The sequence below is a fragment of the Jezberella sp. genome (genome assembly GCF_964834465.1).
In genome coordinates, this window is record NZ_CBAZRM010000013.1 from 64,412 (window position 1) to 89,695 (window position 25,284).

Genomic DNA, 25,284 nt, shown 5'->3' on the forward strand with positions numbered 1-25,284 from the left:
CCGCGCGGCGGATCAGTCTAATTTGACCCCGGACGTTTTAGCTAAGACACCCCAGCGTTCATAGTCTTTTTTTACAAACGAAGCAAATTCTGCAGATGTCCCGCCAACTGGCTCAACACCTGTCTCTGCCATTTTCGCGGCCACATCGGGCATTTTCAGCACGCGATTAATTTCCTGATTTAATCGACTGACTCTGTCGGGAGGAGTGCCTGCGGGGGCCAACAAGCCCATCCAAACCCCAAAATCCACCCCTTTTGCAACGGTTTCGTCTAGTGTCTTCACCTCTGGAAATCGGGGTGAGCGTTTTGAGGTCGCCACGGCAACGAGGTTCAACCGTCCACTCTCCACGAGCGCAACGGTAGAGGCGAGTGTGCCAATGTAAACGTCGACGCTGCCGCCCATGACGTCCGTCAGTGCTGGTGAAGCACCTTTGTAAGGCACTTGAAGCAAGTTGATTTGAGTTCGACTCTTGAAGTCTTCGCCGACCAAATGCCCCATGGTGCCGGCGCCAGCGGTTGACCACTTGAGCCCCTCGGGTGATCTGCCCTTGGCGACGAGATCTTCTGGGGTTTTGATGGACGATTTGGCTGAACTCGCGATTGCTTCCGGGGTGACCGAAACCTGGATCACTGGCGCAAAACTCTTGACCGTATCGTAGGTGACGCTGGAGTAAAGCCAAGGGCCCAGACTGGCGTTATCTGGCTGTGCCATCACCAGCATGTAGCCATCTGGTGGTGCTTTGGCCACGACATCGACCGCCAAATTACCGCCTGCGCCGGGGCGGTTTTCGATAATGACTTGCCAGCCCGTGAGCTCTGCCAGCTTCGTGCCGACGAGGCGCGATACAAAGTCAGTGCCCCCCCCTGCAGGGTAAGGCACAACGATTCGTATCGGTTGGTCTGGATAAGCCCCAGCGTGCGCCGCGAAGGGCGAAATGAAACAAAGCCAACAGGCAGCTAACGACGAGGTTAACGAATAGCCAAAACGTTTCATTTGTCTGCCTCAGTTGTACTTTGACGGATAGCTAAGAAATACGGGACAGGATAACCAGCACAAGGGTGACGGTGACTGCCCCACCGATTCGGGTCGCAATCTGCGCGAATGGCATCAAGGTCATCCGGTTGGCAGCCGTCAAAATGGCAATGTCTCCTGTGCCCCCTTGCCCGCTATGACAGGCGTTCACAATCGCAGTGTCGATAGGGTACATTTTTAACCAATACCCGACTAGAGCGCCAACGGCCATTAAAGTGACCACAGTGGCAACGATAGTGATAACCGTGGCAATATTGAAAGCGGCGATCAGTTTGTCCCACGGTGTCATCGATACGCCGATTGCGAACAGCAGGGGGTACGTGACGGCGGTAGAGAAAAATTTATACACAACATAAGCACCCTCCTCTAGCTGAGGAGACACTGCCCTGGTTAACTTGACTGCGACGGCGCAAAACAGCATGGCAACGGGGGCTGGCAAATCAAAGAGCCTGAAGCAAACAAGGCCAACGATGTATAACACCAGCGCTGTGACACCAGCGGCTGCAATGTGAGTCACATCGGTTTTAATTGAGTTGTCTTCTTGTAACGACTTGGCAGGTGCGTTTTCGCTGCCGGGTTGCAGACTTCCTTCGCCCGTGAACTGCGGATAGCGTTTGCCGACAAAGTTTAAAATGCCGGAAAGAAGAATGGCCGTTAGACTGCCAATCATGACAGGTGGCAGCACGGTTGCAAATAACTCGCCTTGATCTTGATGCAGGATTTGACCGTAACCTACCGACAGGGGGATGGCCCCTTCACCGACGCCGCCCGCCATGATAGGGACCACGATAAAAAAGAATGTATGGTAAGTGCCTAAGCCTAACAAGGTGCCGACCCCTGTCCCCACCAAGCCAGCGACAACGGTGCCAGCCGCCAAGGGAATAAAGATCTTAAGAAAGCCCTTGATAAGGACTTGGCGATCCATACTTAAAATGCTGCCTACGATGATACTGGCAATAAATAGATAGAGAAAATTTGAAGATTTCGTAAAGTCTGAGGTGACTTTGACGATTGTTTTGGGCAACAGATCGTAGTACACCATCGCTGAAGGGATAAAGGTCGCGAAAATGGCGGCTGCCCCAATATTTCGGATAATCGGTATCCGCTTGCCTATTTCAGCGAGGGTGAACCCGAAAAACGCAAACATGACAATGGCGATGGATATTTCATTGGGCAGTTTGTTCATCGCAACAAGTCCTGCGATCAAACAGCCAGCGAGAATATAAATAGGAAACGGAAAAATACCGATCCTGAATTCCATCAATTTCCACCACCCCTGTGGCCAGAATCCCGCTTTGGTGGTTTCGGTTTGCGGTGTGTTGGGTGGTGATCCCATTGTTTTTCTCCTTGGCACGGCGATGACTATCCTGCCCAATGGCTGCGCAGGGGGGCTTGCTTCAAATAAGCATGGATTGAATGTGCCCAATGATATAACGCGGTTGGCTAGTTGGTAGCCCGCAGATACTATGTCTTACCCTAATGAATTCGATTAGTTTGCGAATTTTTGCTTGAGATGCTTTGAAGCAAGGGCATAGCCCCCATCATTACCATCAATAAAGTGTGTGTGGACGGCCAGCGAAGAAACCAGACAGGTGAACAGTGCTGAATCTGAAAAATGGACGCCGTACTTAATATGACCGGATTTTTCCAGCGTGTCTAACAAAGCGAGAATTTCAGCCGCCTGGGAGGGGCTGACATCGATGACCATGCGCAGATAGTCATCAATTTTGATGTCATCGGTGTTTCTCGTGAGCAAATCTAGGTACTTGGCCGTCACTGAGTCAGATTTAGTTCGTTGTGTCTTGACAATCAGCGTAAAGATACCCGTCAGTAGCGTTACACGAGCTGTTTGTATCCAACGCGCTAACAGATTTTTTGTTTTGAGTTTCATTTCGGCCACGACAAATTTAGGAGGCCACGTCATCGGGATATTGTCATGCCGCAACGGGCGGGAATTTGGCGCTACCCGCTTGATTTGTTGAATAATTTCCCGGTATGAGGTCAATGAGCCCTGCATCCCTTGCGCGATAAGCGTCATCATTTGACCATTGACCGAGCTGACTTCGTTCCAGCGACATTCCAATCCCTCTAGTGAAATCGTCACCTCACGATCGCTGCGAATCAAGTAGCGGCTGTCCTCGGCTTTCAGTAATTTGTCCGCGATTTGAAGACCACCGCCTGTCACCATGGCGAGCTGGTTCTCTGGGCTAGGCTCGAATTTCGCCACTTGAATATTTGCCCCCAGGCCTCGGATGACTTTGATCGGGATGCAACCCACTCTCAAGGTCAGTTGCAGTTGTTGCTGAACTTGTTTGGCGAGGTTGATCAAGGCATCACCGATGGTCTGGGTCACCTCATCAGGGGCTAGCAAGGCCGCACCGTCTCCACCAAACACAAACGGTAGCTCGAGCCCTCGGCAGATATTTTGGATCACCGTGATGGTTGCCACACCGGCAATATTGACGTTTTTATACTGCCCGGCTGCAATGGCGGCAGACGACGCCACGACATCTGTCATAAAAATCGACCAATCCTCAGGTACGTCAACGTACAGATCAAGGTTGGTGACATCGATAATTTCATGAATGCTAGCAAGATTTTTGTAAAAATCTCTGGTGTTTGCTGCATCAAGGGTTTCCATCGTTGTCATCCAGAGTCCAGTCGATGTCAGTTGCTAGGCGGCTTCAATCACCAGTGTTTGCGGTGCCAATCCAGCCCAGTATCGGGCCATCATCTGCTGGTAGGCGTCTTCGAGTTGTTTGGTGAACCTTGGCGTGTCGAACAAGGGCGTTGTCATTCGGTTGTCAGATAGCTTCTGCTTTAGCGCTTGCAGACGATCCGGCGTCTTGGCCAGTGCGATGGCTAACGCTTCATATTCTGGCAAGGACGTGGTGATCAATGCTGGTAAGTCGATGGCGGTCAGCAGACTCGCAGACACTCTGCTCGCGAATGACGAGCCGATCAGCGTGATGACGGGTAAGCCAGCCCAGAGGGCATCGCTGGCGGTGGTGTGCGCGTTGTACGGTAGTGTGTCTAAAAAAAGGTCGGCTGCGCGATGTCTGGCGAGGTGTTCAGACATGGGGATTTCGCTCGCGAAAACCAGTCGATCCTGATCAATCCCATGTTGTTGGGCGGCTGCTTTGAGATGATTAGAGGCGTTGACATCATTTTGAAAAAGCCACAACACGCTTGCATCCACTGCTTGTAAAATTCGCATCCAGGCAGCAAATAGGTGAGGGGTGATTTTGTAGTTTTTGTTAAAACAACAGAAGACAAATCCTTGCTCAGGTAAGCCAAGTTCTGCACGAGAAAAACGCTTATCCGAAATCTTTCGCTGCCTATCGTTGACCTGATAGCTTTGCGGCAGGTAGACAATCTGTTCGCTGTAACAATCGCGCTTCGTGTCTGGGATAACGACGTGATCGGCAACGATGTAATCCATAAAGTCAGCACCTGAGGTGCCGGGATAACCCAAATAACTGACTTGCACCGGGGCTGCACGAAAAGCGAAAATACCCGTTCGATTCTCTGCGGTGTAGCCTTTGAGATCAACGGCAATGTCGATATGAAGCGCTCGGCTCAGTTGGGCGATTTCAAGGTCACTTAGCGCTGACGCATCTAAAAACTGATCAAATGATGCCTGGAGGCGTGTGCGCATCTCATCGGGCTTGTTAGGCCCGAGCGAGAAAGCAATCATCTCGAATTTGCTTTTATCGTGCTTTTCGAAAAGCTCTGCTATCAAGTAGGCGGTCGCGTGCTGATGAAAATCAGCTGAGTAATATCCGACTCTGATTTTAGGTGCCTGGGCAGCTCTGGGTATATCGCCAAGCACCTTGCTCGTCGGGAATTTGGCTTGAGCGTAAATCGTCGCGCACTGCAATTGGACTGCCGGATCATCCACCAGGGCAAGCAGTGCAAAGGGATTGCAGACTTTTTCTGATGCTTCAACGCGGGCAACAATGTCGGCGACGTTGTCTGTGTATGCTTCCCAATCGCAGATGTTCATTCTGGCATGTTGCAGGATGCCGCGCAGAAAGTCGTAACCGGGTTTGAGTGCAAGCGCATTCGAACCCACGGCAATTGCGTCTCGCCATTGACGCTGTTCAATCAACACCATGCTGGCGTTGTTATATGCCTCTGCATAAGCAGGCTGATGGGCAATCGCTTGGTCGTAACATTCGAGGGCCTTGTCGAACTGTTTGGCCTCTTGGTAGACGTTGCCACGCGCGAGATGAGCTTGCGCATGATCTGGTTTGAGGGCAATGACGTGGTTAAAGCTCGTCATTGCTTCGTCGAGTTGCTTTAATTCGAGTTGTAAGTTTCCTTGATTGTAATAGGCGTCAAGGTAAGCGGGCTTGAGGGCAATCGCCCGTTGAAAATCTTGCGCCGCTTCACGGTATTGCTTCAAACTTCGATAAGCACAACCTCGGTTGCTATACCCTTCGGGGTAGTCAGGATTCAAGTCAATGGCGGCGGTCAAGCATTCGACCGCGCGCTGGAATTCTTGTGTCTGGTTAGACATCGCCCCCAGCAGCTGTAGTGCCTCAAAGTTCTTAGGGTCGGTGTCAAGGATACGCTCATAAAGCGCGCGGGCCTCATCAAACTGCCCCTGCTGGTGAAAGCCGAAGGCCTTTTGGAGGGTTTGTAATAGCTGAATTTGTTTTAAAAGGTCGGCCTGTTGCGCCGAAGGGATGGGGGATGCGTCGGTCGGCTCATTCGGCGCTTGCAGCATGGCGGCGTTACCTTTGCTTGTCGGAAGATGGCGCCACTTTACTTAATTTTTGAGGTGCAGGCTATATCTTTTTAAAGCTAACGCCGTGCAAAATGATGACGTCATCATCGATAGAAAAGTGACTGTTGTTGTCGGCAAGAAGATAGGTCCTACCTTGTGCGATAACATGAATGTTAGAAATTCCATCACCCAGTCCAAAAGCACGAACACGTCGCTCAAGTTCGTCTTTGGTGATGGTCAGAGGAATGCAACAGAATGCTCTGAATTTTGCTTTGGTTGTCTTTTTTGTTGACCAGGTGATGGGCAATACCCGAATGTGTTTGCTCTGGGTTAACTCACTGGCAAGCTTCGACAACAGTCGGTAAATAGCCGCCGAGACTTGGCTGATCAAGGTTTGTATCGAGCAGGGCCTCTGGATATCGAACATTTCTACATCAGTGGGCCGGGATGGATGTTGACGGCACCAAAACCAATGCGATTCAGGCAATGGCAAAGATGTTTCACTGAGTTGCAGGCGGCGCACTCGTGCCCCGCTTGATCAGGCTAATAGGCAAGAGCGACTGTTGGGCGATAGGCTCGCCCGCCAAGGCGGCGAGTATTTGTATGGCGGCAATCCGACCTAGGTCGGTTGTTGGCAAACTGACCGTCGTCAAGCCCGGGCTCATTTCGCTGGCCAGCTCGTGATTATCGACCCCACAAATAGACAAGTCGTCAGGGATTTTTAAGCCTTGCCTTTGCGCCTGAAGGAATGCGCCCGTGGCAAGCAGATCATTGCCGCAGATGACAGCGGTGGGGGCGGGGCCACGCTTGAACAGTTCGAGCAAGCCGAGACGTCCGCCACTGATATTCAAATTTTGGTAGCTGACCCAGTGCGGTTCCAGGTTGATGCCGACCGCCATGAGTGTCTCAAGTACCCCCATAAAGCGCGCCTGCGCACGGTCGTTGTGTTTAGTGAAACCAGAGATCAATCCAATCCGCCGGTGTCCCAGATCTAACAAGTGTCGGGCAGCCAGCGCGCCAATCGCATGATTGTCGAAACCCACCGATGGCAAGCGAGGGTCACAGACCCAAGTCAACATGGCGGGGCGGCGCCAGGAGAGCAGCATTTTCCAGAGCGCTGGGTCGTGCTTGGCGCCGACCAATACCATGGCGTCGACGCCACGCTGTTGCAAGGCTTGAGCCAAGAGTACTTCGTGACCGAGATCGTAATTATGGCTGGCAACGAGCAACTGATAGCCTGCCTCTGCTAATGTCGTTTGAAGGGCTTCTGTGCTGCGCGCGAAAATGGCGTGATCAAGGGTTGGGATGAGGCAGCCAACCGTTTTAGTGCGCCCAGAAGCCAAGGCTCGGCCGCTCGCATCAGGGATATAACCTAGTTTGTCGACGGCATCTTGCACCAAGCGGCGAGTGATTTCTCGCACCCGTTGGGGCTGAGAGAGTGCGCGCGACACCGTGGCGGTAGATACCCCAGCAACTTTAGCGACATCTTCGATCCGTACGGTCTTGTGCATGGTCGTTATGATCGACTAGTTGAGTAAAAATTGCAAGCGTTTGCATCGAAAGCAAAGCATGATTACGCTGAGTTAATAGGTGATTTCCCCTATATAACAGATAGCTGCCAAGTTTTTGATTGACAGCAAATAATCTATTCGTGTTTAATTGATGCAAACGCTTACATATAAATAAATAACGAGACAAGTGCTAGCAATGCGTCAAAAAGCCCAGTCATGGTTTCCTCATTCGCGCCGCCTCTTCTTAAGGTTGGGGTCGGTCGCGCTGGTGCTGGTTAGTTGGTGGCTATTGACTGTGGTGACTGGTTGGGTATCGGCTGCACGATTCCCAATGCCGATCGACGTCTGGGTGGCATTTGAACAAATCGCGTTCTCTGGGTATGGCAATGGATTGTTGCATCAACATATTTTGCATAGTCTGAAACTGGTGTTGCTTGGTTTTACGATTGCCAGCGTCGTGGGTGTGCCACTCGGGCTGTTGATGGGGCATTCACGTCGGGCTGAAGCCTTTTTAAATCCGGCTTTTTTGCTGCTACGTCCGATGCCGCCCCTTGCTTGGATTCCGCTGGCGATCGTTTGGCTCGGCTTGGGTGACGCCGCAAAGTTACTGGTGATTTTTGTTGCCGCGTTCGTGCCATCGGTGATTAACAGTTATACGGGTGTGCGCAATATTGACACCCCTATCCTTGAAGCCGCCCGTATGCTGGGGATTCGGGGCTGGCGGCTTGCAACGCAGGTGTTAGTGCCAGGCGCTGCACCCATGATTTTCACCGGACTGCGTCTCTCCTTGCAGGCGAGCTGGACCACGCTGGTGGCAGCTGAATTGGTGGGCGCGCTATATGGCTTGGGTAGCATCCTGAATCAAGGCGCGCAAGATATTTACCCGGCAATGATTCTGGTGGCGATGGTCTTTGTGGCATCGTGCGGGGCGGTGACCACGGCGGTGCTTGGTTGGATCGAGACCCTAGCGATACCTTGGCGAGTGGTGAGGGTGGAATCATGAAAGGTCTGTCGTTTGCTGGCGCCTGCGCCTTCTTGGGGATTTGGTACTTGGCAGGGGCGCTCGACCTAGCGCCAAGTCAATTCCTACCTTTGCCCCACGTGGTGATGATGCGACTGGTGGACTTGGCGATTCACCCGTTTGCCGGATATACGCTTTGGCAACATATGGCCTCTAGCCTACAACGCTTTGCATTGGGCTTTGGTTTGGCTGCCATCGTTGGGGTGCCACTCGGTTTGCTGATGGGCTGGTTTCGCTGGCTGGATGATCTGGTGTCGCCCTTGTTTGATGGGTTGAGATTCATCGCACCCGTTGCCTGGTTGCCTTTCGCCGCCTTATGGTTTGGTACCGGGATTGGCGGGCCGACCTTGATCATTTTTGCGGGTGCCTTCCCGCCTTGCTTGATCAACGCCTACCGAGGTGCCACAGGCATCGAAGTTCGTTACTTAGAGGCCGCAAGCATGCTGGGCGTCGGTCATTATCGAACATTGACCGAGGTTTTGTGCCCAGCGGCTATCCCAAGCATCATTGCAGGTCTGCGGATTAGCGCGGGGGCAGGATGGCTATCGCTTGTCGGTGCTGAGCTGATTGTCGCGTCGAGCGGCGTGGGCTATGTAATGGTCAAAGGTCAGGGCGCGATTGCAACTGACATCGTCATGAGTGGCATGCTTGCCATTGGTATGGTCGGTTTGCTGATTGACATTGCGCTACGGCGTCTTGAAATCGTGTTGCTGAAACACAGACAAATTCATTAGAAAAAAATATGAGCAATATCTTATTCCAGCAAATCGGACGTGTCTTCAAGCGCGATGGGAGCTTAGTGCCCATCATTGAAGGGTTTGATCTTGAGGTTCGCGACAAAGAGTTTGTTGCCATCGTGGGGCCCTCGGGTTGTGGCAAGACGACTTGTATGCGCATGGCAGCGGGCTTGGAGTTTCCGACGTCCGGAGCATTGACGGTGGCAGGCAAGAAGGTCGTCGCACCAGGTCCCGATCGCGCGGTTGTTTTCCAGCAGTTTGCGCTGTTTCCGTGGAAGTCAGTTTATGACAACATTGATTTTGGACTGCGTGCGAAGCAAATCCCCGCGCAAGAGCGCGACAAGATCATTCGCCACTATATCTCCCTGATGAATTTGCAAGGCTATGAATCCGCGTATCCGCATCAATTGTCGGGCGGTATGCAGCAACGGGTCGCGATCGCTCGCGCCTATGCCCTTGACCCCGATGTGTTGCTCATGGATGAACCGTTCGGTGCGTTAGATGCTCAGACGCGTGTGGTGATGCAAGAAGAGCTGGTTAAGCTGGCACGCAAGAACCCGCGGACGGTGCTGTTTATTACGCATGCGGTAGAAGAGGCCGTCTATCTGGCTGATCGGGTGGTCATCATGGCGGCTAGGCCAGGTCGAGTCAAAGAGGTCATTGATATTAAACCGGTGCGCGAAGCTGAAAACTGGGACACGCTACAACGCATCGAGGATGTCATGGATCTAGAGTCGTTCGTGCACCTGCGCACGCGAATCTGGAAGTCGCTGAGGGAAGAGCACGCAGGGATCGATCATTAATATTTCACCAGTGTTGCAAAGGAACAAACCATGTTAAAAAAATCTCTTGCCAGCTTGTTTATCGCCTCATTCTGGGCGTCATCTGCATTTTCACAAACGCTGACACCCATCAAGATTAGTTATCAGCCCGCGCTTTATTGGGCATTGCCCTACTATGTTGCCACGGAGAAAGGGTGGTGGAAGGAGGTCGGTCTAGCGCCTGAGTTCAGCACCTTCCCAGCGGGTGTGCCACAAATCGCCTCTGCGGCGGCGAAGTCTTGGGATGTCGGTGGTACTGGGTCGGTGCCTGCTGTACTTGGCTATCAGCGCTTTGGGATTAAAACCATTGGCATTACTAATGACCAGTCTGCCGCTAACGCCTTAGTAGCAAGTAAAAATAAAGCCATTGAGTTTGCCAAGGACCCAGTGGCTACCTTGCGTGGTCAAACGATTATGCTCACTGCAAACTCTACGGTCGATTACGCTGTTCGATCGTGTTTGAAAAAATATGGGCTGAACAAATCAGATGTGCTGGTAAAGAATATGGGCCAGGCAGAGATTATCTCAGCCTTGTCATCTGGTAACGCTGATCTGACAGGTTTGTGGGCGCCCAATATTTATACCGTTGAAGACAAAGCAGACGCCAAAGTGGTGTGCAGTGGCAAAGATAGCGGCGCGACCGTCCCTGGAGTGCTCATTGCCCGAGGTGATTATGCGCGAGAGCATCCTGAATTGGTTGCCAAGTACCTTGCCGTCTATTTTCGTGCTTTTTCATGGATAAGCAATCATCACGAGGAATCCCTTGTCCTGATGAAAGACTTCTACAGCAAGGGTGGTGTCAATATCAGTGAAGCCATGATGAACAAAGAGTTTGACACCCAGCCAACTTTTGACTTAGCTGCTCAGATCCAACTGTTTGATCGTAGCAAAGGTGCATCACAGGTCGATGGCTGGCTTACCGCCATTGGTGGTTTTATGAAAGAGACAGGGGCAATCCCAACTGTGCCAGACGTCAATCAGTACGTCACGGGCGACTTTCTCAAACTTGTCCAGGACGACCCCAAGTTACGAGAGTTTGCCCAGAGTAAATAAGCACGAACGATTAATTTTGGAGAATGCAAGTGAGCATCCAGTATTTGAAGAAAGCCGCCAAGACGCCAGAGACCGAAACCGCGACAGCCCAAAAGGTCGTCAACGAAATGCTTGAAGCCATTCAAAAGGATGGTGTTGAAGCGGTGCGTCACTATGCCAAGGTTTTGGATAAGTGGGAGGGTGATTTCATTGTCACCCGAGCAGCGCTGGATGCGAACGCCGCAAAAGTGCCACAGCAAGTTCGCCAAGACATTGACTTTGCGATCAAGCAAGTGTTTGATTTTGCTGTCGCTCAGCGTCAGTCCATGAGTGAGTTCAGCACGGGGTTGCATGCTGGTGTAACCGCTGGGCAGCGAGTGTTGCCCGTCAATGTCGCGGGTTGTTATGCGCCAGCGGGTCGTTATGCGCACATTGCCTCCGCCTACATGGGCGTTGCGACGGCGAAAGCAGCTGGCGTCAAAACGATCATCGCGTGCTCGGGCCCGTTCAGAGGCGGCCCAATGCACCCTTACCTCATGTACGCCTTTGATAAAGCGGGTGCGGATGTCATCATGACCCTTGGTGGGGTTCAAGCAATTGCCACCATGGCGTACGGCTTGTTCAGCGGCAAGCCGGCCGATGTCATTGTCGGGCCCGGCAATAAATTCGTCGCGGAAGCTAAACGGACCCTGTTTGGCAAAGTGGGGATTGATGTCTTTGCAGGCCCTTCAGAAGTGGCGGTGATTGCCGACGAAACGGCCGATCCAGCCATTGTCGCCAGTGATCTAGTGGGTCAGGCCGAGCACGGCCACGAATCGCCCGCTTGGTTGTTTACCACCAGTGAAAAACTGGCACGCGACGTCATGCAGCGCATCCCTGCCTTGATCGAAGCCTTGCCACCCACTGCGCGCGATGCTGCAGGCTGTGCCTGGCGAGATTACGGGGAAGTGATTGTTTGTGATAGCCGTGAAGAAGTTGCCGCATTGTCGGATCGTTACGCCTCTGAGCATCTTGAAGTTCATGCGAGTGATTTGGATTGGTGGCTAGACACGTTGACCTGTTATGGCTCATTGTTTCTCGGTGAAGAAACGACAGTTGCGTACGGTGACAAAGCAAGTGGTCCCAACCATGTGCTGCCGACCAAAGGTGCCGGGCGTTATTCGGGTGGCCTTTCTGTTCACAAGTTCATGAAAACACTGACGTGGCAAAAAATGACGCGTGCAGCGGCTCGTGACATCGGTGAAGTGACTGCGCGCATTTCACGTTTGGAGGGGATGGAGGCACATGCCCGCACGGCCGATGATCGCTTGGCGAAATATTTCCCCACTGAAACGTTTGATCTGGGCGTGCCCGTCGAGGTATGAAGCTAGCCTCTCTTTTCGCTTTGCAAGGTAAGACGGCGCTCGTGACAGGGGGTAACTCTGGCATTGGTGAGGCGATGGCGACTGCACTGGGGTTAGCAGGTGCCCGTGTCGTGCTGATGGCCCGCCGGTTAGAGGCACTCGAGCAGTCTGCCCAACGCCTCAATCATCAAGGCATTGAGGCAAGCTGTGTGTCTTGTGATCTTGCGGATATTGAAGCAGTTCAAGTGGGCGCAGAACGCGCGTTGGCGTCGGGTGCGATCGACATCCTCGTCAACGCGGCGGGCATCAATCAACGTGAAGCGTTTGCCGACGTCAGCCCAACGACCTGGCAAACCCAAATTAACCTTCATTTGAGTGCGCCGTTTTTCTTGACCCAGGCCCTGGCCCCTCAGATGGCCACGCGAGGCTGGGGGCGGATCATCAATATTGCCAGCTTGCAAAGCTACCGCGCGTTTCCCAATAGCGCACCTTACGGTGCTGGCAAGGGCGGTATCGTTCAATTGACGCGAGCCACTGCCCAAGCATGGTCAGCCCAAGGGATTAACTGCAACGCGATAGGGCCCGGTTTTTTTCCGACTGCGTTGACTGCACCCGTTTTTGGTAATGCAGAATTGGTTCAGCACAACGCCAAGCAGACCTGCATTGGTCGTAATGGTGAGCTGGCAGATTTGTATGGTCTGACGGTGTTTCTTGCTAGCGACGCCTCTGCTTACATCACTGGTCAGACCATCATGATTGATGGCGGCTTTACGGCTAAATAACGAAAAGGACATTCACCATGCATGCTTTGGTCTACACCCAACCTAACGAAGTCCAGTTACAGACATTACCGGATCCCGTACTTGAACAGGATGAAGTGATTCTGAAAATTGACGCGGTCGGCATTTGCGGCTCGGATATGCACGCTTATCATGGACATGATCCACGTCGTCTGCCCGGTTTGGTGCTAGGTCATGAGTTTTGCGGTACGGTCCTTGAAACTGCATCGACCCGTTATGCGGTTGGTACTCGCGTCACAGGCAATCCGCTTATTACCTGCGGGGTGTGCGAGTTTTGTGTGCAAGGTCGCAATAATCTCTGCGCCAATAGAACGATGGTGGGGATGACGCGGCCTGGCGCTTTTGCTGAGCAAATGTCGATCCCGGCCTCCTCTTTGATTGAGATGCCTCAGGACATGTCACCGATCCATGCGGCTGTCACAGAACCTGCGGCGACGGCATTACATGCGATCAATCTGTCGATGCGTGTGCTGGTCAGACCGATTCCCGAGTGCCGAGTTCTGATTTTGGGCGGTGGTGCAATCGGCATGCTGTCGGCCTTGCTACTGAAACATTACGGTTGCACAGACATCACGGTTGCAGAAATCAACCCACTGCGCCGCGAACAACTCGAACAGCACGCAGGTGTGAAAACTTACAATCCTAAAGAAGCAGCGCCAGCGCAAGCGTCTTTTGATTATGTGATGGACGCGGTTGGATCAAAAATTACGCGCGTCACCGCTATCGCCAGCGTGAAAGCAGGTGGTGTGGTGATGCATGTCGGCTTGCAGGATTGGGCCAGCGAAATCGATATGCGCCGGCTAACGCTCGCCGAGATTACTTTGCTGGGTACGTATACCTATACAACGGCCGATCTGCGTGCCACTGTGCAATTGATCTACAAAGGCGTGTTTGGCAATCTGGCTTGGCTTGACGTGCGTGCTTTGCAGGACGGTGCCGCAGCCTTCCGTGATTTGGATAAAGGGATTGCCTCTTCAGCGAAGGTCATCCTCTGCCCATGACGCCTGCCCCGATTGCTGATCAACGGCTGCAAGAGGCCTGCGAGTTTGCCATTGCGCTTGCCCGTGAAGGGATGGGCATGCTGCGCGAGCGTCGTGGGGCTAGGGCAGGCAAGGTCACGGTCAAAGCAGCGGGTGATGTTTCTAGCGACCTCGACCGTGAGCTCGAGACGTTCTTTAAAGATCAGTTGCATGCGCGGTTTCCAGAGCACGCCTTTCTTGGTGAAGAAGGGGGTGGTCACTGGCCAGCGAAGGGTGCCGTCTGGGTAGTCGATCCCATTGATGGTAGCCTCAATTTTGTGCACGGCTATCCGCAGTGCAGTATTTCATTGGCCTTGGTGATTCAAGGTCAACCACAAGTGGCCTGTGTGGCTGACCCCTATCGTGATGAAGTTTTCTCTGCCGTCAGAGGCCATGGTGCTTATTTGAACGGCAACAGGTTGCAGGTGGCCACCACGGGTTCACTGATTGAAGGGCTGGCCGCGACCGTGTTCCCAAAACCCAAAGCCTTGTTCATGGACGCGTATTTGGCTCAGCTCGGCGCTGTCATGCGCGCCCTTGGTGGCGTACGTCGTTCTGGTAGCATGGCGTTAGAAATGGCGTATCTGGCTGCCGGGCGGTGTGATGTATTTTGGGAGCGTGCGATGGGCCCCTGGGATGCTGCGGCTGGTGTATTGCTGATTGAAGAAGCTGGTGGTTGTGTGTTTTCGCTGGATGATCAGGCGGTACTTGCCTCTGATCAGATCGCGGCTTCAATCCCCGGCCTGGCCGATGCTTGGCGCGAGCTGTTGCTGAGATGATTTTTGTTCTTTGTTGTAAACACGTTTTTGTCAAAGCGAGTCAGACAGTTCATCTGAATGGCTCTTATTTAAACCTAGAGGAGCGCAAATGATTCACTGCGTATTGCACGACCCCAACGACAGCGTGGCTGTTGTTGTCACCGAGGGCGTTAAAGCTGGCCAACAGCTGACTGCGTTGATTTTGGATGAAGACCGCACGATTACCGTGCCTTGTATCGCTGATATTCCCCTGGGGCATAAGGTTGCCATGAAGGATTTGGCTGCTGGCGCGACCGTTATCAAATACGGGATAGACATTGGCAAGGTGGTGGCAGATATCAAAGCAGGTGAGCACGCCCACGTCCACAACATCAAAACAAAACGCTGGTAATAAAGGAATCCTCTCATGTCATTTCTGACTCAAGACGCCACCTTCTGGGGCTATCGCCGTGAAAACGGTCGCGTGGGTGTGCGCAACCACGTCGTCATTCTGCCACTGGACGACTTGTCCAATGCGGCAGCCGAAGCAGTTGCGCATAACATCAAAGGCGCCATGGCGATCCCGCATCCCTATGGGCGCCTGCAATTTGGCGCTGACTTGGATTTGCACTTTGCGACCTTGATTGGCGCAGGCTGCAACCCTAACGTCGCGGCGGTTGTCGTGATCGGTATTGAAGACGGCTGGACCAAGAAAGTGGTCGATGGGATCGCCAAAACGGGCAAACCAGTGGTTGGCTTTGGTATCGAAGGTCATGGGGATCACGAGACCATTATGCGTGCTAGCAGAGCTGCCAAAGAATATGTGCAGTGGGCATCTGAAAAGCAACGTGTTGAGTGCCCAATTTCTGAACTTTGGGTATCGACCAAATGCGGTGAATCGGACACCACGTCAGGCTGTGGTGCTAACCCCACGGTAGGCAATGCTTTCGACACCTTGCACGCGCTAGGGACAACCTTGGTGTTCGGCGAAACATCCGAAATCACGGGCGGAGAGCACATCGTCGCGGCGCGCTGCAAGACGCCCGAGGTTCGTGATCAGTTCATGCATATGTTCAACCGGTATCAGGACATGATCAATCGTAATAAAACGACCGATCTGTCTGAGTCACAGCCCACCAAAGGTAACATCGCGGGTGGTTTGACAACGATTGAAGAAAAGGCGCTCGGAAACATCCAGAAAATCGGTAAGAAATGTACCGTCGACGGCGTCATCGATAAAGCGGAAGTGCCATCGCATTCAGGTCTGTGGTTCATGGATTCATCTTCCGCTGCGGCTGAAATGGTGACGCTGTGTGCAGCCTCTGGCTTTGTTGTGCATTTCTTCCCAACAGGTCAGGGCAACGTCATTGGCAATGCGATTGTTCCCGTGATCAAAATCTGCGCAAATCCCCGCACGGTTCGCACCATGAGTGAGCACATCGACGTAGATTGCTCTGGTTTGCTGCAACGCGAGCGTACGATGGATCAAACGGGCGACCAGTTGCTGGAAGTCATGATGCGTACGATCAACGGTCGTTATACGGCCGCTGAAGCGCTGGGCCATCGCGAGTTTGTGATGACTCGCCTGTTCGAAAGCGCGTAACGCGCTGCAAGACACGGGGGGCTGTGTAAAATTGCAGTCCTCTGTGTTTTTGTCCCGCTTTCAAAGGCAAAGCGGTTTGTCTTCCTACATCGACTCCAGCATGACCCTATCCCTTGGCTCGGCACGCACTTTCGTTACAAAGAATCTACCAGGCACGTTAGTGTGCGGCGTGATCGCCCTGGCAGCGACGTTTGTGTCCGAGCACTACGGTGGGCCTCAACTTTTATACGCACTGTTGATGGGGCTGGCCTTTCATTTTCTATCCAAGAATGTGCAGGTTGGCCCGGGCGTCGGGTTTTGCGGTCGCACGGTGCTGCGTGGCGGTGTTGCGCTGCTGGGGGCACGCATTACCTTGACGCAAGTGGGTAAACTTGGCTGGTCAACGGGCTTATTGATCATGATGGGTTTGGCTGGGACGATTTTTTGTGGCTACTTGTTGTCGCGTTGGCTTAAACGTCCTGCCGCCGAAGGGGTCTTATCGGGCGGGGCCGTCGCCATTTGCGGCGCCTCTGCGGCACTAGCCGTTTCATCTGTCTTGCCTCAGAGCAAAGAGAACGATCGTTTCACGCTCTTGACGGTGGTTGGGGTCACGGTGCTGTCCACGGTTGCCATGGTCATCTATCCGTTTGGGCTTAAGCTAATCGGTGCTACGCCGTCACAGTCTGGCATTTTTTTAGGCGGCACGATTCACGATGTCGCCCAAGTGGTCGCCGCCGGTATGCTCTTAGGCCCTGAGGCTGGCGATACGGCCACTGTGGTCAAGCTCTTCAGAGTCATGTTGCTGATGCCAGCCGTGGTCATTATCTCGCTACTTTTTCAACGACAGACGCTCGCGCAAGACGCTAAAAACGAGCGGCAAGACCATGTGGAAGGTACCGTTTTTGATGTCAACACCGAAAAGAAAACCAAAAAGACGTCGGTGCCGTTAATCCCGACGTTTATGCTGGCCTTTATTGTGCTGGTGCTTCTGTCGAGCGTTGGGGTGCTTAGCCCGTCTGTGATTGCCATTGCAAGTGACACGTCGCGCTGGATGCTGGTGACCGCAATTGCAGCCGCGGGGGTAAAAACTTCATTTGAAGAACTGATGACCCTGGGCTGGAAACCTGTGGTGATGCTCGTCGGTGAGACCGTCTTTATTGCACTGTTTGTGCTGACAGGCATCTTTCTGTTTGGTATTGGAAAAATCTGAGCTCAATCACGCGGGTATGGTGTCGTTAATCACGCTCATGTCGACCGTTGTTTCGCCAGTGTCCCTGTTTTTGATGTGCATGTCGACAAAACGGTAGCCCCATTGAATGTCTTGATAGCCGTACATGTGGTTGGCATGTATGGTTTGCGATACGGTCTCATCGATCCCCTTGATCATGGCAATGAGTCCGAAGTCGCCATTTTCAAGCGTTTCTTTTGAAAGCTGATACAAGGGACTTGTCTCATCGATGGTGTGTCTGACTAACCAAGTCAAACTCAAGAGCGGGATTCTGTCGCGTTGCAAGGTCAGGTAGGAGAGGCGTCTAATCTGTATCCCCTCGGCCGTTGTTTCGCGTAACAACATGCTCAAGTTGACCTCCGCATCGATGATCCGATTGCTTCGGGCCTGAGCCACGCGCAACATCAAACTGGGGATCCCATCAAAGGTGGTTACGACCACCTTGTTGCTGAACAAGACGCGTGCCTTCGGTAACGAAAGACGGGCAAATCCGAGGGCTGCAAACATCCCCATCCCCAGTAGACCGAACATCGCTTCACAAGTCACCAGCACTTGCCCATAGAGCGTTTGCGGATACATCGAGCCATAGCCAATGGTTGACAGTGTCTGCACACTGAAAAAGAAATACTCGAGATAGCCAGTGTTCTTCATCCCTGCGACTGAGTCGGGGTTGAGGGCGTACAGAGATCCAAAAACCAGGTTACTGAATAAAAAAATGATGATAAAGGCAGCAATAAATTTGAACCACGCCATCCGCACCACGGTATGATAAAAATCACCGAACGTGACCGAAAGTGCTGCCCTGGTCGATTGGTGGATTCGGGCGAAAAGTTGATCTTTTTTTTGCAACATGTGCAATAACCCTAGATGATCTTTCGATACTTCAACACGCTGTAGACCACAGTGCCTGAAAGTGCCATGAGCACCATGATGACACCAAACGACTCTTTGAGGCCTGGCAGATCCTCCATGTTCATGCCCATGATGCCGGTGATCAATGTCATCGGCATAAAAATCACCGTCATCACTGACAACACCTGCAAGTTTCGCGAGTTAAGTTCTGCCATTTGCGCAGCATGTTCATCTTGCAACATCTTCGCCCGATCGTGTAAGTGGCTGGTGTCCTGAATGAGAAAGGACAACACATCCAGGTCATCAATCAACTTGACCTTGTCATGGTTTGTGTACCAGTTGGGCAGATGTTTCTGTAATCGATGCAGGGCCACAAGCTCGGGCCCGAATTGACGTCTGAGGCGGCTGCACTGAATGCGGATGCGTCGCAATGATTCGTGATCGGTAATCTCGAGACCTTTGAGCAGAGCTTCTTCGAGATCGTCCATTTGCTCTGATAGTTGAAATAATAGGCTACGCAGAAATTCAGCGCGCAGGTCTAGTAGCTCGTGCAACAGTTCGACGCAAGACGTGGGTTTGATTTGACCGGTTCGTAACTCTGACCGCAGGGTGTCTGTGGTGTGTAACGGACGATGCCTCAGTGAAATCATTAACCTGGGCGTCAAGATGACCCAAAGCGTTCCCAGGGGAGACGATAGATCATCAGAGCCAAATTCATGTTCGACATCATTCATGACCATGAATAAGCATTCTTGAACTTTCTCTACTTTTTCGGCCCGGCTTCTTGTGATGCCTTCTTTGATGAGGTCAACCGCCCTGGCCGGAACCAAAGGTGTTTTCTCTATCCATCGTTGAACGTTCGAGTTGGATAAATTCAAATGAAGCCAAACGGATAACTGATCGTCTGCGATGACGTTGCTAATATCGTCGAGATTGAGTTCAATTTGCTTGCCGCTAGGCGACATTGCCCAAGCACAGACAACGCCATCGGTTGGGATGGATACGCACAATTGGTCAGTCATGAGGATGTATTAATGAGGGATGATTTATCCCAAATTAGACCATCATTCTGTTGACTGAAATGTGACCATTCAGGCAGTGGATATAGCTTGATTCTTGCACGCGAGTCCAGTGACTGAAGTCGCTGTCTGAGGGTTCAGAGGCAATGGTCGTCGTACTGCCTGGTTTCGCCAAGCCATCGTGCGTGCTGGCAGCCCCGTAAAAAAGGCTGGGCGAGTCGTTATCGCTCGAAAATCGAAAGGCCCAAATGGATTGCCCATCGCTCAAGGCGGCCGAAAACCGCAGCGGCTCGGTAGAACCGGTTTTTTGCATGATTTCAACGACCTTCGCCAACGCTAGGCTCACGCCTTTGACGGGATCGTCCATCAGACCCATGGTAAGCGCCAGTAGAAACAGTGCCTCACTATCAGAGGTGCCGTGCCTGTGCTCGTAGAACGCTGACGAAATCAGCGTTTCGATTTCTCGGCGATGCAGATGCCAGTCGCCAATTTTCCCGTTGTGCATGAAGGACCAGTTTTCGTAGGCATACGGATGACAGTTCATGCGAGAGACAGCGGTCCCGGTGGCCGCCCTGACATGCGCGAAAAACAAATTGCTCTTGATGTGTTGACTGATTTCTCGCAGATTTTCATCGTTCCATGCGGGCAGAACGTCTTTGAATAAACCAGGTTTCTTTCTCTCACCGTACCAGGCCACACCAAAGCCATCGCCGTTGGTCGTGCATGCCGATTTGGTGGCTCGTTGGCTTTGTGAAATCAGCGAGTTTTTTTGGTTGTAAAGCAAGTCCTCAAGGTAGATGCTATCGCCAGAATAGGCCATCCATCTGCACATATTGTTACCTCGTTATTATTCTTTGACGTGAAATTTACACATATTTTACTATTTTTGTCTAGACAACCCGAGGGCTTCGCTTTTTGCCACCTCCGAGACCAGGCACCGTTAAAAAAAGTAGCATCCCACAGGCTGCGCCGCTCGCCGAGAAAACAAAGCTCGCTAAGTAGCCACCTGTGAGGTCGTAAAGAACGCCGCTGCCCCAACTGCCCAATGCACCACCCATGCCCATGCCAAACAGGACAGCCCCATAAATGCCTGTCTGGCGACCGCCTGCGAAATTTCGGGACGACAGGACAGCAACTAATGGACCACGCGACCCCTGCATAGTTCCGAACAGTAAAATAAAAAGGCCAAGCACGATTGTCACTGGTGTTTGGGCAAAACACGCTAAGGCGATGAGACCAGCGATGGTGGAGCCATAGGAAACGATGGCTACCCTGACTTCACCTATTTTCTCGGCCAACATACTGGAAACGATAATGCCACCGATGGAGGCCATACCTGCCAGGCCATAAATGGTTGCCGCGTGTATCGGAGACAATCCGCAATGCACCAGATAGGCGACGAGTTGGACGGTAACAGCATAAGTGCTGACAGAGGTGAAGAACATCACGGCAAATAGCGCCCAAAAGACGAGCGTCTGTGAGGCTCGCTGAAGCGTCCAAGTGTCGCCTGCATTGGCTCGTTGACGGTTGACGGCAGCAATGACGGGGGATCCCAACGAGATGCGGCCCCACGGTAAAAACTGAATGAGCACCATCACGAACAGCAAGAGTGCGCCCAGGATCTGAAATGTGATTCGCCAGCCATGTTGTTGGACGAGCGCTTGAATCATGGGTGAAAAGAGCAGTAACCCCGTGCCAAGAGACGCAGAAATCACGCCCATTGCTGTCGGTAGCCTTTTCTGAAACCAACGGCTCACAAGACTCGAAGCAGGCAACATCCCAATCATCGCTACCCCGATGGCGCCGCCCAGCCCAGTCGTCAAATACAAATGCCACAGTGCACTCGATTGAGACGCCAACAGATAGGCTGATCCCATCACGCATAGGCCCACGCTGTAACAGAGGCGGGCGCCTAACCGATCAAAGATCGTCCCAGCGATGGGAGACATCACGCCCAGCGCAACCATATAGACGGAATAGGTGCCCGTCAGGGCGCCGCGGTCCGCGTTGAACTCATGTGCGATTGGCAGCAAAAAAACGGCAAAACTTTCGCTTACACCTCGAGAGATGGCGCCAATCACGGTGCAAAATAACAGAACACCCAAAGCAGTGCGTCTGATAGTTGCCGGTGAATTGTTCATGATCAGTTTTTGGTTCAACCGGTTCGCTTAGCCATTGATTTGCCACGAGAGCAGCCATTGCTGGCCCACGCGCTCTTGATGAAAACTCAACTGCAATCGTTGGTTGTGTGCTTGCATGGCGCCTTCAATCAGACCGTTCCAGGCACTTGCCAAGAGCGGGGCGACGCTGTCAATGCCATCCATAAAAACCCAACTCTCCTGATTGACGCGAAAACTAGACCCTGTATTCGCAAAATTTGTCTTATCGCCGTGCGCAACACCCAGATCGGCAATGAAACGTGCAAAGCCAAAGGCATCACGACCATAATCGCCGCTGAGATGTTGTGCAGTGTCATGATAAAACTGCATCCCGATCAGCTTGCCCGCCATTCGTAAGTGATGTGCTGCTTCGTCTGGCCCCCAAAGTTGAAGTGCGGTGGGGAACGCTGAGCGAACGTATTCAATGGCGTAATTGCGGTGCGCCTTGGCTAGTCTGGCCGCAGGCCATGTGTCGATGGGCAAGGTGGGTGCCAGTTCGGGATTGAAGTCAGGTGCCTCTTCGTCGCGTGCGAAGCGCAAGCGCTCTTGGGCTGTCAGTTCATGGTCATACTCGTAGTAATAGCCTTCAAGGCCAGACTGACCATCGACAGTCTGCTTGGTGCAGACAAAGCCAAGTCTCGGGTTTTGAAGCATGAGACCATTCTGAGCGTGCCATCCTTCGAGCATCGCGGTCGAAACACTTGGCGGGATGCCACAAAGTGCGGTCCCAGACCAAAGCCAACGAGGGGCCGCATACCGGATCCACGCTTTTCGATTGCTCTCTGGCATGTACTCAACAGAGACGCCGCCAATGTGATTCGATAGATAGTGATATTGTGCGGCCGCAACGGCATGGGGAAGCCGATCCAGCCCAAGCTTTTGCAGGCCGGGTAAAAACCGCTCTAAGCGTTGCCGGCAGAATATTTCGTAGACAAACCGCGCTGTCTCCTGCGGGCCCTTTCGCGAGACTGTGTAAAGAACGATACCCGTGAAGTAAGCGTGATACCACTCGGCGACAGCACGCCAAGCTTGTATCGGTTCTTTGGGTTTCGACTCGTCGTTCATCGGTCTATTGCTTGTGACGCGAGTGAAACCCACTCGCGACCAATCTGCAACGACTTATTAGCTAGCGGGTCGGTAAAGTGCGCAAATCTTATTGCCGGCAGGGTCTCGAAGGTAAGCCAAGTAAATTTTGCCAGTTGGGCCTTCTCTGTAACCCGGTGGATCTTCGCAGGCAGTGCCGCCATTGGCAATGCCAGCTTCGTGAAAGGCGAGCGCCTGTTCTGCAGACGCTGCGGCAAACCCGATTGTCCCACCATTGGCGTGACAGGCTTCTTCGCCATCAATGGGCAGCGTAAACGAAAAGCTACCCTTGGGGTTACGGTAAAAATATCTGATATCGCGATTGATTACCCCAGGGGCAGTACCCAATGCACCCAGCACAGCGTCATAAAATTTTCTCGACGCCTCTAAATCCTTTGCGCCCACCATCACATGACTGAACATTAAACTCTCCTTATAAATTTAACCGCCCTGGGACAGGCTGTCTTATGTTGACTGCAGTATCCTTTTAACCCGCTCTGTGAGTGCCGTCAAAACGACCTCGTCAAACCCGTGTGCGTTTTGCGGCGATGCCCTAGTGGTAAAGGGGCTCAATCATTCGCCAACTAAATGGCAACTGACCAAATGACCGGATGCCGTTGCCTTTAAAGCCGGCATTTCGAGGCGGCAACGATCGAACGCCACAGGACAGCGAGTATGAAAATGGCAACCTTTTGGGCGGTTGATTGGGCTTGGTACGTCACCTTGCAACACGATTCTGTGGGTCTTTGAGGTGGGATCTGGCAATGGCACTGCCGATAGTAGTGCTTGAGTGTAAGGGTGCAACGGCGCTGAGAACAGTGGCGTCCGATCAGCAATTTCGACAATTTTACCGAGATACATGACCGCCACGCGATGCGCCATGTGTTCGACGATAGCGAGATCGTGGCTGATGAAGAGTAAGGCGAGCCCCAGTTCTTGTTGCAAGTCTTGAAGCAGATTCACGATTTGTGCTTTTACCGACACATCAAGTGCAGAGACAGCTTCATCGCAAATAATCAAATCTGGTTCTGCTGCCAGCGCACGCGCGATTGAAATGCGCTGACGTTGACCACCAGAAAATTCGTGAGGCCAACGACTACCTGCATCCTTACCGAGCCGCACACGTTCTAAGAGTTTGGCGACCCTCGCGTCGATCTCTGCTGAGTTCGTTGCGAGCCCAAAATTGCGGATAGGCTCGGCGATGATGTCGCGCACCTTCATTCGAGGATTCAAGCTAGAGAAGGGGTCTTGAAAAATGACTTGAATCCGTTTTCTCAAAGGCCTGAGGGCGCTTGCCGTGAGCGAATCGATTTTCACACCATCCAACCAAACTTCCCCAGCAGTCAGATCGAATAACCTGAGCACCGAGCGGCCCACGGTCGATTTGCCACAACCAGACTCACCGACCAGCGCAAGGCTTTCGCCCTTGCGGATACTGAACGAAACGTCATCGACAGCATGAACGTGACCCGTCACTTTGCCGAGCAAGCCCGTTTTGACAGGAAAGAATTTTTTTAACCCGCGAACGTCGAGTAACACGGGTGGCTCACTGTTGGTGGTGGCGGATGGAAGAGGTCTGTTAGTCATGAGAAAAAGCGTTTTCGCCAGCAAAATGACAGGTGACCCAGTGCCCGTTACCCTTATCCTGCAGGGCGGGGGCGATTTCATGGCAAGGCTCTTTCGCTAAGGGGCAACGCGAAGCAAAAACACAGCCTTTTATTTTTTGCTTCAAGCTTGGCACGAGACCGGGGATCTCTCTTAAACGGGACGTGTTGCCCTGGGCAGAAGCCCCAAGCTTTGGGACTGCACCGAGCAGGCCTTGTGTATAAGGGTGCAACGGATGTGCAAAGAGTTCACCGACCGGTGCCTCTTCAACTTTGCGTCCCGCATACATCACCATCACCCGTTCGGCGACTTCTGCGACTACCCCCAGATCATGTGTAATCAAAACGATGGCGGCACCAATCTTCTTTTTTAGATCAGCCATCAAATCCAGAATTTGCGCTTGAATGGTGACGTCAAGAGCAGTGGTGGGCTCGTCGGCGATTAACAAACGTGGGTTGCAGGCAAGAGCCAACGCAATCATCACGCGTTGCCGCATACCGCCAGAAAGCTGGTGGGGATACTCGGTCAAGCGCCGCGGGGCCTCTGAGATCCCAACAAGATCAAGCATTTCCAGCGCACGTGCGCTGGCTTGCGAGTGACTGATGGATTGATGCAAACGTAAAGTCTCACACAACTGACGACCGATGGTCAGCACTGGGTTCAGGCTGGTCATAGGTTCTTGAAAAATCATTGAAATTGCATTGCCACGTATCGCTCTCATCTGCTTGTCAGACAACGCTAGCAAATCCTGATCCATGAACCGGATCGTCCCGGCAATTTTGCCAGGCGGCTCAGGGATCAAGCGCAAGATAGACATGGCGGTCACAGATTTGCCACAACCCGATTCACCGACGATGGCCAGGGTCTCACCTTCGTTAACCACAAAGCTAACGCCATCCACCGCACGATTGATACCGTCCGGGGTGCGGAAGTGAGTTTGCAGATCCTTGACTTCAAGCAGTGGCAAAGTA

25 protein-coding genes are annotated in these 25,284 nt (G+C 52.6%); 11 read left to right on the top strand and 14 right to left on the bottom strand.

Annotation, left to right across the window (positions count from 1 at the left end; translation table 11 throughout):
- Positions 1-12: 12 nt before the first annotated feature.
- The 6 genes from AC1W8Y_RS11430 to AC1W8Y_RS11455 form a co-directional block, all read right to left on the bottom strand.
- Entirely contained in the window at positions 13-993 is a 981-nt protein-coding gene (locus AC1W8Y_RS11430; protein WP_482014602.1) for a Bug family tripartite tricarboxylate transporter substrate binding protein, read from the bottom strand.
- Between the two features lie 31 nt (positions 994-1,024).
- Entirely contained in the window at positions 1,025-2,368 is a 1,344-nt protein-coding gene (locus AC1W8Y_RS11435) for a 2-hydroxycarboxylate transporter family protein (RefSeq protein WP_482014603.1), read from the bottom strand.
- Positions 2,369-2,521: 153 nt separating this feature from the next.
- Positions 2,522-3,673, bottom strand: coding sequence for a DUF3095 family protein (locus tag AC1W8Y_RS11440; RefSeq protein WP_482014604.1), 1,152 nt, complete (start codon positions 3,671-3,673; stop codon positions 2,522-2,524).
- A gap of 33 nt (positions 3,674-3,706) precedes the next feature.
- Positions 3,707-5,764, bottom strand: a complete 2,058-nt coding sequence (locus AC1W8Y_RS11445; protein WP_482014605.1) for an O-linked N-acetylglucosamine transferase, SPINDLY family protein — start codon at positions 5,762-5,764, stop codon at positions 3,707-3,709.
- A 61-nt stretch (positions 5,765-5,825) separates the two neighbouring features.
- Positions 5,826-6,287 carry a hypothetical protein gene (locus AC1W8Y_RS11450; RefSeq protein WP_482014606.1) on the bottom strand — a complete coding sequence of 154 codons (462 nt, stop codon included), beginning with the start codon at positions 6,285-6,287 and terminating at the stop codon, positions 5,826-5,828.
- Positions 6,265-7,275 carry a LacI family DNA-binding transcriptional regulator gene (locus tag AC1W8Y_RS11455; protein ID WP_482014607.1) on the bottom strand — a complete coding sequence of 337 codons (1,011 nt, stop codon included), beginning with the start codon at positions 7,273-7,275 and terminating at the stop codon, positions 6,265-6,267. Before AC1W8Y_RS11455 ends, AC1W8Y_RS11450 begins: the two co-directional genes overlap by 23 nt.
- Positions 7,276-7,471: 196 nt before the next feature.
- Between AC1W8Y_RS11455 and AC1W8Y_RS11460 the strand changes: the two genes are divergently transcribed.
- The 11 genes from AC1W8Y_RS11460 (at position 7,472) to AC1W8Y_RS11510 (ending at position 17,577) form a co-directional block, all read left to right on the top strand.
- Entirely contained in the window at positions 7,472-8,278 is an 807-nt protein-coding gene (locus tag AC1W8Y_RS11460) for an ABC transporter permease (RefSeq protein ID WP_482014608.1), read from the top strand.
- The gene (locus AC1W8Y_RS11465) at positions 8,275-9,030 is read left to right on the top strand and encodes an ABC transporter permease (RefSeq protein WP_482014609.1); all 756 of its coding nucleotides are present in this window, start codon (positions 8,275-8,277) and stop codon (positions 9,028-9,030) included. The genes AC1W8Y_RS11460 and AC1W8Y_RS11465 overlap by 4 nt, the downstream gene beginning before the upstream one ends.
- An 8-nt stretch (positions 9,031-9,038) precedes the next feature.
- Complete coding sequence (locus AC1W8Y_RS11470) at positions 9,039-9,836, top strand: ABC transporter ATP-binding protein (protein ID WP_482014610.1); 798 nt, start codon at positions 9,039-9,041, stop codon at positions 9,834-9,836.
- Between the two features lie 30 nt (positions 9,837-9,866).
- Positions 9,867-10,907, top strand: coding sequence for an ABC transporter substrate-binding protein (locus AC1W8Y_RS11475; RefSeq protein ID WP_482014611.1), 1,041 nt, complete (start codon positions 9,867-9,869; stop codon positions 10,905-10,907).
- Positions 10,908-10,936: 29 nt separating this feature from the next.
- Positions 10,937-12,250 (top strand): sulfopropanediol 3-dehydrogenase, encoded by a 1,314-nt coding sequence (gene hpsN / locus AC1W8Y_RS11480; protein ID WP_482014612.1) that lies wholly within the window; start codon positions 10,937-10,939, stop codon positions 12,248-12,250.
- Positions 12,247-13,011 carry an SDR family NAD(P)-dependent oxidoreductase gene (locus AC1W8Y_RS11485; protein ID WP_482014613.1) on the top strand — a complete coding sequence of 255 codons (765 nt, stop codon included), beginning with the start codon at positions 12,247-12,249 and terminating at the stop codon, positions 13,009-13,011. The genes hpsN and AC1W8Y_RS11485 overlap by 4 nt, the downstream gene beginning before the upstream one ends.
- Positions 13,012-13,028: 17 nt before the next feature.
- Complete coding sequence (locus AC1W8Y_RS11490; RefSeq protein ID WP_482014614.1) at positions 13,029-14,030, top strand: alcohol dehydrogenase catalytic domain-containing protein; 1,002 nt, start codon at positions 13,029-13,031, stop codon at positions 14,028-14,030.
- The gene (locus AC1W8Y_RS11495; RefSeq protein ID WP_482014615.1) at positions 14,027-14,827 is read left to right on the top strand and encodes an inositol monophosphatase family protein; all 801 of its coding nucleotides are present in this window, start codon (positions 14,027-14,029) and stop codon (positions 14,825-14,827) included. The genes AC1W8Y_RS11490 and AC1W8Y_RS11495 overlap by 4 nt, the downstream gene beginning before the upstream one ends.
- 88 nt (positions 14,828-14,915) lie before the next feature.
- Entirely contained in the window at positions 14,916-15,197 is a 282-nt protein-coding gene (locus AC1W8Y_RS11500) for a UxaA family hydrolase (protein ID WP_482014616.1), read from the top strand.
- Between the two features lie 15 nt (positions 15,198-15,212).
- Complete coding sequence (locus AC1W8Y_RS11505; protein ID WP_482014617.1) at positions 15,213-16,388, top strand: UxaA family hydrolase; 1,176 nt, start codon at positions 15,213-15,215, stop codon at positions 16,386-16,388.
- Positions 16,389-16,488: 100 nt separating this feature from the next.
- Entirely contained in the window at positions 16,489-17,577 is a 1,089-nt protein-coding gene (locus tag AC1W8Y_RS11510; RefSeq protein WP_482014618.1) for a YeiH family protein, read from the top strand.
- Between the two features lie 6 nt (positions 17,578-17,583).
- On the opposite strand, the gene AC1W8Y_RS11515 is transcribed toward AC1W8Y_RS11510, so the two are convergent.
- From AC1W8Y_RS11515 to AC1W8Y_RS11550, 8 genes are all read right to left on the bottom strand, one after another.
- Positions 17,584-18,447 (bottom strand): ion channel, encoded by an 864-nt coding sequence (locus AC1W8Y_RS11515; RefSeq protein WP_482014619.1) that lies wholly within the window; start codon positions 18,445-18,447, stop codon positions 17,584-17,586.
- An 11-nt stretch (positions 18,448-18,458) separates the two neighbouring features.
- Entirely contained in the window at positions 18,459-19,469 is a 1,011-nt protein-coding gene (locus AC1W8Y_RS11520) for a CorA family divalent cation transporter (protein ID WP_482014620.1), read from the bottom strand.
- Positions 19,470-19,503: 34 nt separating this feature from the next.
- Positions 19,504-20,286 carry a class II glutamine amidotransferase gene (locus tag AC1W8Y_RS11525; protein WP_482014621.1) on the bottom strand — a complete coding sequence of 261 codons (783 nt, stop codon included), beginning with the start codon at positions 20,284-20,286 and terminating at the stop codon, positions 19,504-19,506.
- A gap of 70 nt (positions 20,287-20,356) precedes the next feature.
- Complete coding sequence (locus AC1W8Y_RS11530; protein ID WP_482014622.1) at positions 20,357-21,607, bottom strand: MFS transporter; 1,251 nt, start codon at positions 21,605-21,607, stop codon at positions 20,357-20,359.
- A gap of 27 nt (positions 21,608-21,634) precedes the next feature.
- Positions 21,635-22,690, bottom strand: a complete 1,056-nt coding sequence (locus AC1W8Y_RS11535; RefSeq protein WP_482014623.1) for a hypothetical protein — start codon at positions 22,688-22,690, stop codon at positions 21,635-21,637.
- Positions 22,691-22,747: 57 nt separating this feature from the next.
- On the bottom strand, positions 22,748-23,131 hold the full coding sequence (locus AC1W8Y_RS11540; RefSeq protein ID WP_482014624.1) for a VOC family protein: 384 nt from the start codon (positions 23,129-23,131) through the stop codon (positions 22,748-22,750).
- Between the two features lie 150 nt (positions 23,132-23,281).
- A complete protein-coding gene (locus tag AC1W8Y_RS11545) occupies positions 23,282-24,295 on the bottom strand; it encodes an ABC transporter ATP-binding protein (protein WP_482014625.1) in 1,014 nt (337 codons plus the stop codon).
- On the bottom strand, positions 24,288-25,280 hold the full coding sequence (locus AC1W8Y_RS11550; protein ID WP_482014626.1) for an ABC transporter ATP-binding protein: 993 nt from the start codon (positions 25,278-25,280) through the stop codon (positions 24,288-24,290). The genes AC1W8Y_RS11545 and AC1W8Y_RS11550 overlap by 8 nt, the downstream gene beginning before the upstream one ends.
- Between the last annotated feature and the right edge of the window lie 4 nt (positions 25,281-25,284).